Origin of the sequence: Pseudomonas sp. A-RE-19 (genome assembly GCF_019956555.1) — a bacterium.
Lineage (GTDB): Bacteria > Pseudomonadota > Gammaproteobacteria > Pseudomonadales > Pseudomonadaceae > Aquipseudomonas.
Window position 1 is genome coordinate 24,033 of record NZ_JAHBDQ010000044.1, and the last position, 14,593, is coordinate 38,625.

At 51.8% G+C, this 14,593-nt stretch carries 13 protein-coding genes and 3 pseudogenes; 8 read left to right on the plus strand and 8 right to left on the minus strand.

The features are described 5' to 3' along the window. Nucleotides 1–893, plus strand: a pseudogene (locus KGB14_RS21780) (LysR family transcriptional regulator). Nucleotides 894–1,007: 114 nt separating this feature from the next. Here KGB14_RS21780 and KGB14_RS21785 read toward each other — a convergent pair. The 3 genes from KGB14_RS21785 to KGB14_RS21795 form a co-directional block, all read right to left on the minus strand. Further along, entirely contained in the window at nt 1,008–1,724 is a 717-nt protein-coding gene (locus KGB14_RS21785) for a class I SAM-dependent methyltransferase (protein WP_223488754.1), read from the minus strand. Between the two features lie 344 nt (nt 1,725–2,068). Beyond that, on the minus strand, nt 2,069–3,604 hold the full coding sequence (locus tag KGB14_RS21790) for a diguanylate cyclase (RefSeq protein ID WP_223488755.1): 1,536 nt from the start codon (nt 3,602–3,604) through the stop codon (nt 2,069–2,071). Nucleotides 3,605–3,996: 392 nt separating this feature from the next. Further along, nucleotides 3,997–4,359 carry a DUF6463 family protein gene (locus KGB14_RS21795; protein WP_223488756.1) on the minus strand — a complete coding sequence of 121 codons (363 nt, stop codon included), beginning with the start codon at nt 4,357–4,359 and terminating at the stop codon, nt 3,997–3,999. A gap of 814 nt (nt 4,360–5,173) precedes the next feature. Here KGB14_RS21795 and KGB14_RS21800 point away from each other — a divergent pair. Together KGB14_RS21800 and KGB14_RS21805 are read left to right on the plus strand one after the other, a co-directional pair. After that, nucleotides 5,174–6,307: a polymorphic toxin type 44 domain-containing protein gene (locus tag KGB14_RS21800; protein WP_223488757.1), complete on the plus strand. Its 1,134-nt coding sequence runs from the start codon at nt 5,174–5,176 to the stop codon at nt 6,305–6,307. Next, nucleotides 6,288–6,680 carry a hypothetical protein gene (locus KGB14_RS21805; RefSeq protein WP_223488758.1) on the plus strand — a complete coding sequence of 131 codons (393 nt, stop codon included), beginning with the start codon at nt 6,288–6,290 and terminating at the stop codon, nt 6,678–6,680. The genes KGB14_RS21800 and KGB14_RS21805 overlap by 20 nt, the downstream gene beginning before the upstream one ends. 107 nt (nt 6,681–6,787) lie before the next feature. On the opposite strand, the gene KGB14_RS21810 is transcribed toward KGB14_RS21805, so the two are convergent. Next, the gene (locus tag KGB14_RS21810) at nt 6,788–7,264 is read right to left on the minus strand and encodes a hypothetical protein (protein ID WP_223488759.1); all 477 of its coding nucleotides are present in this window, start codon (nt 7,262–7,264) and stop codon (nt 6,788–6,790) included. Then, nucleotides 7,261–7,533 carry an ECs_2282 family putative zinc-binding protein gene (locus KGB14_RS21815; RefSeq protein WP_223488760.1) on the minus strand — a complete coding sequence of 91 codons (273 nt, stop codon included), beginning with the start codon at nt 7,531–7,533 and terminating at the stop codon, nt 7,261–7,263. Before KGB14_RS21815 ends, KGB14_RS21810 begins: the two co-directional genes overlap by 4 nt. Nucleotides 7,534–7,906: 373 nt before the next feature. Here KGB14_RS21815 and KGB14_RS21820 point away from each other — a divergent pair, with 373 nt between their 5' ends. Next, nucleotides 7,907–8,116 carry a hypothetical protein gene (locus KGB14_RS21820; protein WP_223488761.1) on the plus strand — a complete coding sequence of 70 codons (210 nt, stop codon included), beginning with the start codon at nt 7,907–7,909 and terminating at the stop codon, nt 8,114–8,116. A 333-nt stretch (nt 8,117–8,449) separates the two neighbouring features. On the opposite strand, the gene KGB14_RS21825 is transcribed toward KGB14_RS21820, so the two are convergent. Then, nucleotides 8,450–9,316 (minus strand): DUF6216 family protein, encoded by an 867-nt coding sequence (locus KGB14_RS21825; RefSeq protein WP_223488762.1) that lies wholly within the window; start codon nt 9,314–9,316, stop codon nt 8,450–8,452. 277 nt (nt 9,317–9,593) lie between these two features. After that, a complete protein-coding gene (locus tag KGB14_RS21830) occupies nt 9,594–10,022 on the minus strand; it encodes an SPOR domain-containing protein (protein ID WP_223488763.1) in 429 nt (142 codons plus the stop codon). 603 nt (nt 10,023–10,625) lie between these two features. Between KGB14_RS21830 and KGB14_RS21835 the strand changes: the two genes are divergently transcribed. From KGB14_RS21835 to KGB14_RS21845, 3 genes and pseudogenes are all read left to right on the plus strand, one after another. After that, nucleotides 10,626–10,928: a hypothetical protein gene (locus tag KGB14_RS21835; protein WP_223488764.1), complete on the plus strand. Its 303-nt coding sequence runs from the start codon at nt 10,626–10,628 to the stop codon at nt 10,926–10,928. A gap of 380 nt (nt 10,929–11,308) precedes the next feature. Next, a pseudogene (locus KGB14_RS21840) lies at nt 11,309–11,791 on the plus strand (GNAT family N-acetyltransferase). A 6-nt stretch (nt 11,792–11,797) separates the two neighbouring features. Further along, nucleotides 11,798–11,914, plus strand: a pseudogene (locus KGB14_RS21845) (transposase domain-containing protein); the annotation flags it as partial. Between the two features lie 549 nt (nt 11,915–12,463). Here KGB14_RS21845 and KGB14_RS21850 read toward each other — a convergent pair. Next, complete coding sequence (locus KGB14_RS21850) at nt 12,464–13,420, minus strand: AraC family transcriptional regulator (RefSeq protein WP_223488765.1); 957 nt, start codon at nt 13,418–13,420, stop codon at nt 12,464–12,466. A gap of 200 nt (nt 13,421–13,620) precedes the next feature. Between KGB14_RS21850 and KGB14_RS21855 the strand changes: the two genes are divergently transcribed. Beyond that, nucleotides 13,621–14,574: a diiron oxygenase gene (locus KGB14_RS21855; protein WP_223488766.1), complete on the plus strand. Its 954-nt coding sequence runs from the start codon at nt 13,621–13,623 to the stop codon at nt 14,572–14,574. Nucleotides 14,575–14,593 lie beyond the last annotated feature (19 nt).

The following is a 14,593-nucleotide window of genomic DNA, read 5'->3' on the forward strand; positions in this document are numbered from 1 at the left end:
ATGAGTAATCACCCCGATCTCTCTGAACTCGATGCCTTTGCCGCCATCGCAGTTTCCGCAAGGCCGCCGACGAGCGTGGTGTTTCGGCTTCCGCGTTGAGTCACGCGTTGCGAGCGTTGGAAGCACGCCTGGGCATCAGGCTGCTGAACCGAACCACTCGCAGCGTGACCCCGACCGAGGCCGGCCAACAGCTATTGGCGACGCTGGTCCCGACCCTGCACCAAGTTGCCGATGTATTGGCGCAATTGACCTCGATGCAGGAAGTGCCCGCAGGCAAACTCCGCCTCAACGTGGCGCGCCCGGCGGCTCGTATCGTGTTTGCGAAAGTGCTCGCGCCCTTCGTAGCCAGGTATCCACGTATACAGTTGGACCTGATCACCGACGATGGATTGACCGATATCGTGAACGGCGGATTTGACGCTGGCGTCCGCTTTGGTGAAAGCCTGGCCGGCGACATGATCGCAGTCCCTGTCGGCGCCCCTCAATCGTTCGTGACCGTTGCTGCGGATGCCTATCTGGCCGAGAAGGGGATCGCACACGCCCCCCGCGATTTGCTCGAGCATGCGTGCATTGCCAGGCGTTTTCCCAGTGGCAAACTTTACGCCTGGGAGTATCAAGCAGGAGGTCAACCGATACGGTTATCCGTCACAGGCCCGCTCATTCTGGAAGACGATGCGCTGATGATCCAGGCGGCGAAAGATGGCGCTGGTATTGCCTATGTCTACGAGGAGCTGGCGCGCGACGAAATCCGCAACGGGCATCTCAGAGAAATACTCCAGGAATGGAAAGCACCGCCAAGCCGATTCTTTCTTTATTACCCCAGCCGGCGCCATGTGCCGCCGGCCTTGAATGCCCTCATCGAATTCATCAGAGCGGGTGACTTGCGAACCTGATTCATAACCATCGCGACCGGCAGTCTCGATGACTGCTCCGGGTCGAATTCACAGACGAAAACAGTCCTTCGGGTCGAACAGCAATCGTCCAGACACAGCCACCCGCTTCCAGGTTCAACCCGTTTTACACGTCAACCAGGCACTCCAGAACAGGCTGCTGAAGAAACGAGTAGCGCCTCCGAATCCGGCGTCATGCAAAAGTTTTTGAACCGCCGCCTCGGAATGTGGTGGGTCAGCGCCTTGAAGGATTTTCCCAAGCTTGACCTTTACTTCATCCGGGGTGGCTCCATGCTGTCGCCACCGTTGCCCCCAGGCAGCAAGCAATAACGGCTGGCTGGCATAAGCATATTGATTCCCCGCGACAATCAGCGGCGCCCCTGGCTTTAGATGAGCTCGAATGGATCGTAAAATTTCCCGCTTGGTATCATCACCATCGAGATGATGGAGTACCCCGAGCAAAGTGGCTGCATCATATGAGGCGTCTGCAGCCAGGTCTTCAACATGCCCAAGATGCAGGGCCGTCCTTTCAAGCAAATTGTTTACCTCTAACTGCTGCTTCGCTGCCTCCAGCATCGGCTCGGATGGATCAACAGCAGTGAAGCGCCAACCCGGCTCAAGTTTGGCCATAGCGATAATTTCCTGTGCAGTACCGCCAGCGCCAACCACCAGTATTTTTGTCGAGCTTGAATTGCCGATGCTTGCCGCCAGCATGCATGCAGTCAGGTCGTGGCAGGCGTCATATCCGGCTAGTGCGATACGGCTCTGTCGTCCGTACTCATTGGCTCGAGCGGTATCAAATTTTTCAGCAGCGTTGAGAGGGGATGAATTCAAGGCGGTTCTCCATGTCCTCACATCACGCTACGTCATGCACAGTCATAATAAAAATTCATTAATTTTATATACTGCATTCCCGCAAGGAATGTGTGGTTCAAACAATCTCTCGTCTGTTCGGACTGATTGCGCTTTGTAGCGATAGTTTGGGTCGATTGCAGCCCTTGATGATGGCCAGCAATCGGCTGATTTCAGCCTTTCCCCGAAGGGCAGATTTGGGCCATCTTCTGCCGCTCATTACCAGGGAGGCGTGCTGGACAATGGGATGATGACCTGAAGGCAGAACGCGGCTCCGAAGCTGTCGAGCTTGGCTTTTGCGCAGTGACATCCGGGTAGCCGATCTGCTACATATCGGCAAGTTGGACTTGATCTCTACCACTTGATTTAGCACTGTACATCGCGGTATCGGCACGCCGAATGAAGGCGTCAAACGACTCTGATGGAATCCACGTCGCAACGCCGAAGCTACAAGTCGCCTGTCCAATATCATCAAATGGTAGGGTGCTTATTAGAGCTCGAAGCTTTTCTGCCAGCAGCCTTGTATCGTTCAGTTCGGTATCCGGACAGATCAATGCAAACTCTTCTCCGCCTGTTCTGCACAGCAGATCGGTTTTGCGTGTTGCCGAACGTATTCGTGTGCACAACGACTTCAGAACGTTATCACCACACTGATGGCCCCAGCGGTCGTTGATGTGTTTGAAGTGATCGACGTCAAACATGATCAGCGACAGAGGGCGGTATTGCACGTTAGCCTCGATGAGCAGGCGTTCCATCAACTCTTCGAAGTATCGGCGGTTATAGACTCCGGTCAGGTGATCGGTAATGTTCAACAAACGCAAGTCTTGCGTGCGTTCATCAACCAGCGAGAGGGCGCGGGCGCGCTGCGTAATTAGCAAGTACACCATCAAGGTCAGCAGCAGCGTCAACCCTGCTCCGAACACGATAATTAGGCTTATGGACAGTGCGTAGCTGTTGGCGACCAGAAATGTTGAGCTGGGTCTAAACTGGATCAAGTAATTTTGGTCGGCTACTTTCAGCAGCCGCTGCGCGTACAGCGCTGAAGGGGCAGCAGGGGCCGAGCTCTGATAAATGTTTTCCCCTTGATGCTGCGTGTCGATCAATGAAAGCGTCACGTTCAGTCGTTGCAGACTTGGTAATGGAATGCCTTGTTCCATTAAAGAAGCCAAGCGTACGGTGGAGACAACGAACCCCTGCAAATTGTCATCGTTCAATGGAACCTCAGGGGACTCCTGGAATACAGGTGCGACAAAGAAAATCCCCGACTGCCCATTGGTCATTTTCAACGGTTCCGACACAACTATTTGACGTCTTTCTCGTGCCTTGCTCATCAAGGCCTGGCGACCCGGGCGAGCCAGAACATCCATGCCGGGTATGATCTTTACGTCATCGCGCTTCAATAAGTAGAGCAATATCCAGTGTTCCGGCCGGCTGGTGAGGGGGACTCTTTCGCCGGTGACGGGATTAATTTCATGATATGAAAAATCACTGGTGCCGTTGAGAAGCGCCTTAGCGCGAAACGCTTGGAGATCCTTCTCGAGAATCCTGGGTACCCAGCTATAGGCTTCGTCCTCTCCTACTAGAGGCGTAACGAATCCCAGAAACTCCTTTTCAGTGACATCGTCGGCGTTGATAAAGAAACGCCTCACAACGTCTAGTTTCAAGACCTGAGTATTAAAGCGTCGTTGCAGGCGACTGAATCTTTCGTCGACCTCCAGTTGAAAAGCAACGCTAACGGTACGCTGCTCTGACCCTACGAACAGAATCAGCACCAAGAACGTGACGGCCACACCAGCTAGGCACACCAGACCGCAAAGGGTCACGTCTGACGCTTTGAGTGCGTTCTGACGAGTAGACATCATTTTGTGTTCCTTGCTCATCGCCAAAAACAGTGTGCAGTGACCTGGAGTACTTTTGGAGTATCGGCACGCTTGTCATTATCTTTATAAATCAGGCGTTAGAGCAAGGGGCTCATATGAAGGATTCCAACCGGTTAACGGTTCAAATCTCGAGCTGTCGTGGCAAATGGGTCTACGAACAGCTATAGACACGTTCGCCGACCCTCCGCAGGCTTCGGCCGATAGGCGCATACGTCAGCCAGTCTGGCAGCGCTCAGGCGAGTCCAAGCTGGCGAATGGCAAAGTCGCGCAACCCGCTTTTCTGCATCTCGCTCGACCGGCTGCTTTTGGCCGATGGCTGCTGGTGGCGACCGATCGGAATTGATTGTTGCCTATCGTCAAGGATGAACCGTTTGTCAGACATACAAGCCGTACCCTGCCGCGATGATCAGCGGAGAAACCAGCAGCGTTGCCCAGAACCCCGATTTTGGAACAGCAATGACGCAAATGATCGAGATCATAAGCACATAGATGCCAACAATTTTAAGTAGCGCGAGATCGCCAACAGCTACGGCGTGAATCGATGTCTGCCCTGCGAGCATAAAAAGCGGCCCCAGCATGGTAAACCAGAGGGCAGTCCGCCGATCTTCATGCGCTTTGAATTGGTCAACGAAGCCAGAGTCTACAGCGGCGGCGAATGCTGTTTTGAACTTGATAATACCGAATGGAATATGGAAAACCCCTAGGGCGAACAGGGTCCATGCGACGATGTTTGACATGTCTTATATGCTCCGTAGCGGTAAGGTTGTCTGAGAAGTGTGGTCACGGCAAATGCGACATTGCTCAGGGAGAAACGCAGCATGGGTGACGGCAAGGACTGCTGCCGGCTAATGAAGCTACCCATTTGCCATCAGCGTGTCCACCGCCCACTTTTGGCCGATTGACGCCCTGTCGCGAAGGGCAGAAGTCGGCCGATTTCTGCCCTTGGTGACCGGCAGCAATGGGTCGTTCTCTGCCGGTCATGTCGACGGCTCGTACTGGTCAAATCCGATGCAAATGACTGGTCAGGTCGAATGCAAATGGGTGGGCAAGTCTGTGCAATTACCCAATTGCACTGGTGAACTGTGAGTTCACCCGGTTCACCTGTTCACTAAGATGGGTACCTTTTCGCTAACACAGTCCCGCGGGTTTCCGACCCCGTATGTGTCTCAATGCCTCAGGGGCCCCGGCACCTGCTGGGATCTCATCGCTGGTGGCGCTCATTGCTAATGGGGAGTGGGGACGAATACCTTTCAAATGTCGTGTTACAGGTGTTACAGGTGTTACAGGTGTTGCGCTTACATATAAGCGATTGATTTTAAATAATAAAAATTGAGTAACACCAGCTGAGAGCTTCCCTTGTGTTTGGTGTAACACCGCGGAACGGTGTAACGAGAGTTTAAGGTCCACTGTTGAACAAAACAGGCCGGTGGAGGGTCTAAACTCAGACTTTTTCTACAGACTCGCTCCCACCCGGTGCGCTAGTCTCTCGGAGACTACAGAACGCTTTTGACCTCCGCACGGGGGTTTTTTATTGCACGACAAGGATGACGAATGACTCCCTCTGCTCGATTGGGTGACAAGCATGTCTGCCCAATGCCCGGTCATGGCACTACCCCGATTGCTTCCGCCAGTGGCGACGTAAACATCAACTTCATGGGATCTGCTCGTGTTGGCGATACCTGCGGCTGTGGAGCCGTAATCACCACAGGGTTCCCATCTATTCAAGTGAACGGGCGTCCTATGGCCCACTTAGGCAGCCCAACCAGCCACGGCGGAACGATCATTACCGGGTCAGGTGATGTTGGTGGCGGTTTTGTCATGGGCGATGCTGGTGGTGCAACCATCATCAACTTCATGGCACTCGGAGCGTTCCGTCCAGATGGCACTGTGGATGATGAGAAAATGGCCACACTGCTCGCTGACCCAAAGTTGAAAGAGAAAGCGGTTGCCGCAAACGCTCTGGTAGACCCCAAAGCCGCCCCGAAAAAGCCAGAGGCAAAGCCTGAACCAGAAGCACCCGTCACGTGCAAAGACCCTGACATGATGGAACAGGTGGCCAGCTATATCGCCGGGGAAATGAACCGCAACATCACACACCCATCCGTCTTGAAAATGAAGAAGCTAGCCAGCTTTGACGCAGCAGCGGAAAATGCAAAGTTTCAAAAACTCCCTTGGTATGCACGCCTTTCACCCCCTAATTTCCAAGCAATGGAGCTTGGTAACACTGCTGCTGCGATGGCCCTTTGGGCTGAGCGGGTTGGTCAAAATCGGCCATGGGATCACAAGGTGACGATTGGGCAACAGTTCGGCGGGCCTTGGCAGAAGCAAGGTCAGATGGACTACTACTACGACATCTGGTCGAACATCCACTATGGCTATGTAGGGCGCGTTGGTGGCCTTTCTGAAGGCGTTCTTCTGGACGGCGCTGGGCTTGAGCAGATTGCATCAGACTCCATTCGGAAAGTTCAGAAGTGGGACGAACGAAAAGGGCCTCACCGCTCAGCAGATATCAACGGAATGCGGGCCTGGGACGACATAGGCGACCGAGTCTCTATCAGCATTGGAGTCAAACTGTACAAGCAGCACCCAAACGGCGGGATTACGGCAAAAATGCTCATGGACGAAGTTTTAGCACTACCACGTTCAAGCTGGGGAGATGGCACACGTGACCACGTCTGCAAATAAACCGAGACGGCATTTCTGGCGCTGGGCGGTGGCGCTGCTACTCGCCCCCATCGTCTTTTGGTATGTCGCCACACCTCAAGTGAGCTTCCATTTCTCTGACAAGGGGCAGGGGCGTCTCGGTTACATTTTGAATGTTCAGCACGACATCTCAAAGGGTGAAATCTACCCCGGTGAAGCCACTGGTGGGGCTGGGCACATCTTCCCGAACAGCCACTTTTTTATGGAGTTTGATTGGAACAACGGTGGAAAATCGCACTGCATCCGGGTTAAACCGAAGTGGCCGAACACTGATGTGTACATCGGGGCAGATGGTGCTATCGATAGCCGCACTGATGGCAGACTTATTGAAGCGTGTGGGGCACTACCAAAATAGAATACTCCGAGAACCTGGCCCTTTGTTTGACGTGATGGCACAGGGCTAGGGGAGACTGCTTCAGGGGCCAAAAGCTGTCGTTCGCAGGCTTCATAAAATTGCAATTGTTAGATCGTTATCCATATGAGCTTTTCAACTCTCTGTATTCTTCCGTCCGACCACTCAAGTTTCACAAGGTGCTTTGACTTGGTGCTGAGGCCCACGGATGCAATGAGTTCAACAGCCTGATGAACATCAAGAAACTGCAGCGGAAATTTTTCATTGATCTCGCGCTCTGAAACAACTTCATTTCCTTCAGGAAACTCTATTGAGACATTCTGTGCGAGAGCCTTACCTTTATTCCAAATCTTCAGGCGATATTTATTGCTTCCCAGCTTTAGAAAGGACGCGCCGAGCTCAGCTTGCTTTTCGACCTCAATTACCGTGGTTTCTTTCTCAAGCAATAACTGATTAAGTTTCTCTTGTGTAAGAATCAGTTTTTGCTGGCGATTGTTAAACTTAATAGTTTTGAAGGTCGCGTAGATTGAAAAAAATAATGCAAATCCTGCGATTATGTCCCCGGAATCGACCACAAAGCTAATCATTTGAATTTAATATTCTTGTTGCCCTTGAAAGCATCTTTCAAAGTCTTTCTCATCTGGTCGGCAATGTCTTTTGCAACGTTTGACTTTACTTCATTTAAATTCTCCTGAATATTTTCACTATTCTCGCGCAAAAGCTCATCGCGCTGGATTACTCTCTCGCACTGAACGCATTTGACCTCAGGGCTTTCACTCGTTTCAGATTCAAAAGATGACCCTCCACAAGTCGGGCACTGTAATGCAATAGTACGGGAGTGCTTATCAAGATTCATAATCAACCTCAGCTGCTTGAGATAGGGGTTTGGCTGAAATGCGTACAGACTAGGATAGAGTATAGTCCAAGCTCAAAAACAAGCGCTCACTGCATTAGCTATCCGTCTCATTCACGCCAAAAAGGGGCAGCGGCCAAAACTGTCTCAGGGCTCACATCTGCTTTCGGCCATTAGCCGCCGGTGGACAGACCAGTGGCAAATTGATAGCGTTGAGATTCTGCGCTGAATCTTGATCGCAGTTGAGTTTACCGCCATACATGTCGTTCTTCTCGCTGGGCAATGTCGCGTTTGACGCGAATGCCTTCTAGCAAGACAAGGGCTTAAGGACGACGACTGTAGTGCCACCCTAAGGTAGTTAGGTTTCAGGAAAACGATGAGTTTTAAGTCCAGTTTTGAATCTCACCCGGTGGTATTTGGGTTTAGTCTAATTATTCTCGGCTTTAGTGTAGGCTTTGCTTTTCGTGGTTATCTACCTGCAGCTGCGGCACCAGCACCAGCACCAGCACCAGCACCAGTGGCCGCTGCGACCAGCACCTGCAATCTTCAGGGATCAGAAGAATTAGCTAAAGGACACAACGCTTGAATAGAAGATTTGCGACAGTCCTTGGCATTCTACGAAGAGCAGTCTTCATCTGCGAAAAACATTCAGTCTTATCAAGAACGGTATAAGGAAAGTGCAAGTCGGGTTCGACAAGATATCTTACAAGAAATAGAAGTCTTCAAAGCGTCATTGTCGGCTCTTTCTAAGAAATGTGCGGAATGAAGCCTAACAAACGGCTCAAACCGTATGCCCTGCTCACAGGGACTGGCTAAAGCCCGCCCCTTTACCTAATCGTTAGGCACTGACTGCTACTGGCCGATTTCTGCCGTTCAAGGCAGATTTAAATCCTCTATGCCTTACTCGTCACCATTTGACTTAGTCATAATAGTACCTTGCATATTCTGGAAGAGGGCTGTCCCCGAAGCGGAGCTTTTTCTGGCTGCGTTTTTGAAACTCTATTGCGTATCGTCGCCTGTTACTTCCTTGCAGTACAGCAAGAGGCACAAGGAGCCAAGGGAGCGAAAAAGTCCATGCCAAAATTTTCTGCTCTCTGATGGTTTTGGCTACTTGCCCTTTCTGGTTTTCCAGTAAAAGATAACATATAACTTTTTTATCCCATTCGTTGGATAGTGGAGCTGACGTATTATCCAGCAAACAATTTCCTGTGCTCATTTTCCAAGAGCCAGAAACATGCAGTGATTGCGGAAGGTAGGAGGTGAATGAGAAAGCATGGCTATCAGTAACCCAAAACCATTGACCGGTTTTATTGACTTTAAATAATGCGGCATTGGGAGTGTAAATTGCGAAAAATACCAACGCGGCAAAAAGCAGGACTATTACAGTGAATGTTTTTACAAATTTTGGCTGAGGGATTTTGAAAGTTTGCTCAGTTGCATTGAAATAGGGGCGCGCTCGTTTGATCTCGTTCAGTCGTACGCCGGATCTGTCTGCCCAAGCGATTAATTTATCCATTGCATAAGGTGTTTTGACATTTAACTTGAACTTGAAATTAAAATAATCTAGGTCTAGCTCTTGTTGTTGATGTTTTTTTAGTTTTTCGTGATTGAATGAGTGCTTCATCCCGATAAGATCAGATATCCTGTTTCTGATTATGGATAGGGACTCCGTAATTGTGCAAATATAAATTATATATAATGCACCCATCCCAGCCACAAATAGAGGCGCGACTTTCTGCCATTTGTCCACAGAGACAGAAATATAGCCAAAGAATTGTGGGTCCATTACTTTTCCCTATTGAAGTTCAAAAACATACAGTCTAGATTGCGTCTAAAGAGCTAGTGGTTTGGCCAGAACCGTAAGGTTTGAATCGCCCCTCCTTCCGTAGACACTTCCAAGCCTCAAGAAACGGCTATTAACCCTGCGTAACCGTCTGCTTTTGGCCGATTTCTGCCTCTGGATATGGGCAGCAGTCGACCCATTGCGGATGCTGACCAACGATTAAGCTAAGGGGCGGCGGCGCGCCGTCCCAGCGAATGAAACGAGCGATTTCAGCGCCTTGTTAGGCGTAGCTGATATACGGCTCACCGAATACATCCTTGAATCTAAAAATATCTTTACCCACTATAAATATCCGAAATCTTGGATCATTTTGTGCTTGATATGCAGGTATGTCATTGCGCACAAATCGGATTCCAAGGTTAGAAAGCTTAGATTCCATGGCTTCTGCCAAGTTTTTGTCTTTGTAAAAGCCTACGATGTGCCAATGCTCCATTTTAACAATGTGATCATAGAAGAATTTACAAGCTTCTTCTTCGGATATCGAACTGAATATTGGAGGGTGATCTATCCCGCGTTCCGTATAAAAAACTGACCAAATACCATTTGTATTGCATAGGCAATACACGTCACTGCCATTGCTGTTGATTGCGAAGTTTTGAGTGCTGCAACCTTCGGCAATTAATTTTTCATGCGTTTCGAAGGTGTTCATGGCTATGCCTAACTATAAGTAGACGACACAAGTGGCATAATTTTTTCCGCCGTTTGTGTCTGATAACGTTCATTGTCCATGCGTAACCCCTTGTTCGGCTTGAGTGTCGCGCCGGAAACGCAACATGAGGTGAGGAGGTAAAGCGACATGACTTGGGCACACATTACTGGCGCATTAGCAGCGTGTCCATGGTCTGCTTCTGGCCGTCCTCTGCCGGTGCTGTTTACTGAGCGTTGAAGTTCGATGCAAACGCTGGGTTAGTTAAATGCGAACGGGTGGTCAAGTCAATGCAATTGATCATTAAGCGATGGCCTCAAGAAGGCGTGCTACCGGACGCTTACAATATTCATGACTGCCTGACGTTTAGGTTAAGGAGCCGCGGTACGCGGTCCCAGAGAGCGAAGCGAACGGCTTGTTATACGTTAGCCCTGTAACTCAAGGTTGCCTCATCGCCTGTGATCCCTCGGAATCCCCAGCAGTGACTTGGCTGCTCAAATATTGTGAAGCAGTCTCTGTTTATTAAAGAAATATATTTCAAATTATTACCGTAATCCCTTTTTCTTTGTTAGATTGCGCGCCTCAAAAATTAACCAGGGACGTTTTATGTTTTTTATTGTCTGGCAAGGATGGGGCCTTCTTTCGATTCTTATCCCGGTGCTCTGCATGGTGCCTTTCGCGGGGCTCCCTAATGGGCTCGGGTTAGGTGTCGGTCTATTGGTTGGAGCGGCCGCCAACGCCTATATTGGCCACCGGCTGAATAGCCAGCCGGGCAAAACCTACATTGACAAAGACAGCGGTGGAGAAGTCGTCTTTCGCAAGAAACACACGTTGTTTTATGTGCCCATGCAGTATGTGTCAGTGCTGTGGGCAGTGGTGGGTATATTTGCGTTGTTTAGTTCGCACTAAGCGCACTGGCTTTCGTCCATCCTTCGATGATGCATGACTGGCGAGAAGCCAGTCCTCGCAATGTCCGTTCTTGGCCGGTTGTGTTGAAAAAGTCGACCCGGCCTGGTTACCCATGCATTGAGCGGTGAAAACGCCATTTTTTCACGCTGCTACGTCAAATCTGAGCCCTGAGCCTTCTGCGCAAAACACGGATTTCAATCTCAGACGCGTACTTTTCTGCCGTGGAAACCGAAGCCGACTTTTTCAACAGAATCGGCCGGTTGCCGTCCTTCGCGACAGGCAAAAAACGGCCAGAAGCAGCCATTGGAATATCCTCTCGGCCATGAGACAAAGGCCGAAGCCCTTCGAGTCATCCGCACAATCAAGGAGAGTTGCACATCATGGACGAAGCCATTACTTACCGAACCGCAACGGTAGAAGACGCATTGAGTCTGTGTGAGTTGGGACAATTGCTTAACGCGGTGCACCACGCTGCCCGTCCCGATATTTATGCGGCTGCCACCCAGGATTTTTCGCGCGATTTTCCTCACTGGTCGGGCCTTTTCGAGAAACCGGGTCATGTTGTATTCATCGCTAATGTCGGCCACTAGGCCGCGGCTTTCATTACCGCCAGCCTTTCGGCAAGCTCCGGGCCGCTGATGCAACCGCTGAATGTTGTTCGTATCGGCTCAGTGTGTGTAGCCGAGCAATTTTGGGGAAATGGCATTGGACGCAGGCTTATTCAACTCGTTAAAAACTGGGCAATCGAAAATGACGCCCAGGATTTGAGGTTGTCTGTCTGGCCGTTCAATGAACGTGCCGCGCGTATGTACACAGAGTTCGGGTTTGAGACTCGTGCCTTCGAGATGGGAATGCGTCTGTAAAAGTGAATCATGAGCCTGATCCAATCAGCAAAGCTCAATGGACATGATCCGTATGCCTACTCAAAGGACATCCTCACGCGCCTGCCGACACAAACGATAGTTTTCGGCGGGTTGGGGACGTAGCCACTCATTCCTGATACCTGAATCGTTTTTCATCCGTAAAAATCCCAGCGCGGTGGCTGAGGTAACGCGACGCTGCCAGTCTTGGAAGATCAAGACTGCAGGAATGCTCCGAATCTGATGATCCATTTGATTTTGTGAACATTCGCGGGCATGGAGCATAACCGCTGGGAGCAGGGCGTCTAGTGGTGGCGCATAGCCAGATTTCTAGTGTTCGACGAAGCACTTCAACGTGCCGATGTCTTGCCCTGAATGTCTGCGGACCCGGGAGAAAATAAATCCCATTATTGCGCGCAGCCCTGAGAAAAGTGGCTCAAGAGTGGGCTTACACCGCAAAGGTGCTGGAGTTGACTCCGCCGCCGGCGATTGGTCAGGTGGTAGCCCCGGCTGCTCCATCGGAAAACCCACTGAACCGGTGACGGTCAGTGGGCTTTTTTGTGGGGATTGGTTTTCTGCAAGGGGAAATTCATCTCGTCCGACGTGTCAGCTTTCAGCCATGATGAGACATTTACTGCTTGGCTTGATCAGCGTGCCAATCGGCACCGAACCTTCTCATGCCGATTGTCTGCGCCAAGTGCCGGGTGATGTGCCGAACTGGCGTTTGAATGCGCGACTGAACGCGGCTTCGGATTCGTAGCCAACGGCAAAGCCGATTTGCGCCACATTACCGCGACCTTCGCGCAGGTGTTGAGCCGCCACGTGCATGCGCCAGAGCGTCAGGTATTGCATCGGTGGCTGTCCGACCAATGCCGTGAATCGCTCCGCGAATACCGAGCGTGACATGCCCACTTCAAGCGCCAGGGCTTCTGCACTCCAGCCCTCGGTTGGACGAGCATGGAGCAGCGCCAGTGCGCGCCCGATATGCGGATCTCGCAAACCCGCCAGCCACCCGCGCCGCTCAGCGGGAAGGCTCGCGACATACTGGCTGACGGCTTCGACGAATAGCAATTCGGAGAGCTTGGCAATGACCGTTGTCGAGCCGAGGCGTCCCGCCGCAATCTCACTGACAGCAAAACGGAATGAGCTTTCAATCCAGGCTCCCGATGCCGTCGCGCGCAAGTCTAATTTCAATAAGGATGGCAGCGACGAAAGCAATGGACTGAAGGGTGTTTCAGAGCCGAGGAATCCGCACAATAGCTGCGTGACCTCGCCACCCCCGCCGTACTTGATTCGTGAAATAGCGCCGACTTCTGGCGGCCGAATCACTTCGCCCGCCGGCATGGGCGCGATGCTCAGGTCGCTGCCAAAAGAATGAGCGTCATTGTGAGGAAGCAGAACGAGTTCGCCTGCCCGCACGTCGATGGTCGCACCACCGTCGACTTGTAATTGCATATGCCCCGCGGCGACAAAATGCGACGCAATGATATGTCTGGGTGCCTCCAGGAACGGTTTGCAATCGTCCGCAGAAATTCTTCCCTTGATGCACCAGGGCGCAGTGAATTCCGACTCGAGGAAGACCCCTCCAGACAGCCGAATCACACGCAACACATCAGAAAACGCATCCAACAATTGCCAGCCCTCCTTTCCGGAGTCCGGAGCATGTAATCAGGCGGCCTGGTCATTCATCGCCTGAACGGCGAGGCCTAGATTAGCACCAACGCGGACTCAGTGATCGCGACACTCCCCAAAGGCTTTATCGATGGTCATTGGCTCCGACGTTAACCGTAATTGGCCCCATTCCAACTCGACCAGGCAAGCAGGAGATCGATATGAACACCGTTGCTACCATGCCCCGCTCAGATTCGGACAACGCCGCCCGTTATGCTCAACTTGTCAGATCATCGAAGAAAGCCGAATGGCAGATCGATCGTGATTTGCTACAGGACCGGAGTTTCGATTTCTCGCGCAAGTTCTTGCCCGACGGACTGTCACGGATCGACCGCCTGACCTTTCTCACCGAGGACGAGGCGCGCCTGCTCAGCCAGATTCAGGGCCGAACCTATGCGTATATCTTTGGCTTGGTCGAGCGTTTTATCAGCGCCAAAATGCTTGATCAAGGTCGGGCCCATGTATTTGACGATCAGCTCGCACTCGAAGCGCTGGTGCGCTTTTCCAACGACGAGATCAAGCACCAGGAGCTGTTCCGGCGCATGGAGACGATGATGGGTTCGCAATTGCCGGCGGGATATCGTCAAGTTGCCGATCCAAACGATGTAGCGCGTGCGGTACTTGCGGCCAGCACCTGGTCGGTGCTGGCGCTGACCTGTCATATCGAGCTGTTTGTTCAGGCGCACTACGTGCAAAGCATCGCCCCGCGTGAGGAGTTGTGCCCGCTATTCAAGGATGTTTTCAAATTTCACTGGAAGGATGAAAGCCGGCACGTCGTACTCGATGAACTGGAGTGGAAGGCGGAACACGCGAAACTCTCGCCCGCCGAGCGCGACCAGGCAGTGAGCGATCTGATTGCGCTGGTGGCGGCCGTCGACGCAATCCTGCAGGCACAATCGGCATCCGATGCCGACTACTTTATTAGAAATGTTTCACGACCATTCAGTGTCGATGAGACAGCGCAAATCAACGCCTGCGTGCTGAGCGCCTACCGCTGGCAATACATTATCTCGGGCGTGCAGCATCCACACTTTGGCCGCCTGCTTACGCGCATGACAATACCCGCACAGATGTCCAGGATTCAGGCCGCACTGGCACCCATCATGAGCAACTGATCGACGGGGGCGACCGACC

Excerpts from the sequence above, each read along its gene's own strand:
- KGB14_RS21820 (WP_223488761.1), top strand. The coding sequence starts at position 7,907 with ATGAGTTTTAAGTCCAGTTTTGAATCTCACCCGGTGGTATTTGGGTTT.
- KGB14_RS21835 (WP_223488764.1), top strand. The coding sequence starts at position 10,626 with ATGTTTTTTATTGTCTGGCAAGGATGGGGCCTTCTTTCGATTCTTATC.
- KGB14_RS21795 (WP_223488756.1), bottom strand. The coding sequence starts at position 4,359 with ATGTCAAACATCGTCGCATGGACCCTGTTCGCCCTAGGGGTTTTCCAT.
- KGB14_RS21830 (WP_223488763.1), bottom strand. The coding sequence starts at position 10,022 with ATGAACACCTTCGAAACGCATGAAAAATTAATTGCCGAAGGTTGCAGC.
- KGB14_RS21810 (WP_223488759.1), bottom strand. The coding sequence starts at position 7,264 with ATGATTAGCTTTGTGGTCGATTCCGGGGACATAATCGCAGGATTTGCA.
- KGB14_RS21855 (WP_223488766.1), top strand. The coding sequence starts at position 13,621 with ATGAACACCGTTGCTACCATGCCCCGCTCAGATTCGGACAACGCCGCC.
- KGB14_RS21815 (WP_223488760.1), bottom strand. The coding sequence starts at position 7,533 with ATGAATCTTGATAAGCACTCCCGTACTATTGCATTACAGTGCCCGACT.
- KGB14_RS21825 (WP_223488762.1), bottom strand. The coding sequence starts at position 9,316 with ATGGACCCACAATTCTTTGGCTATATTTCTGTCTCTGTGGACAAATGG.
- KGB14_RS21800 (WP_223488757.1), top strand. The coding sequence starts at position 5,174 with ATGACTCCCTCTGCTCGATTGGGTGACAAGCATGTCTGCCCAATGCCC.
- KGB14_RS21790 (WP_223488755.1), bottom strand. The coding sequence starts at position 3,604 with ATGATGTCTACTCGTCAGAACGCACTCAAAGCGTCAGACGTGACCCTT.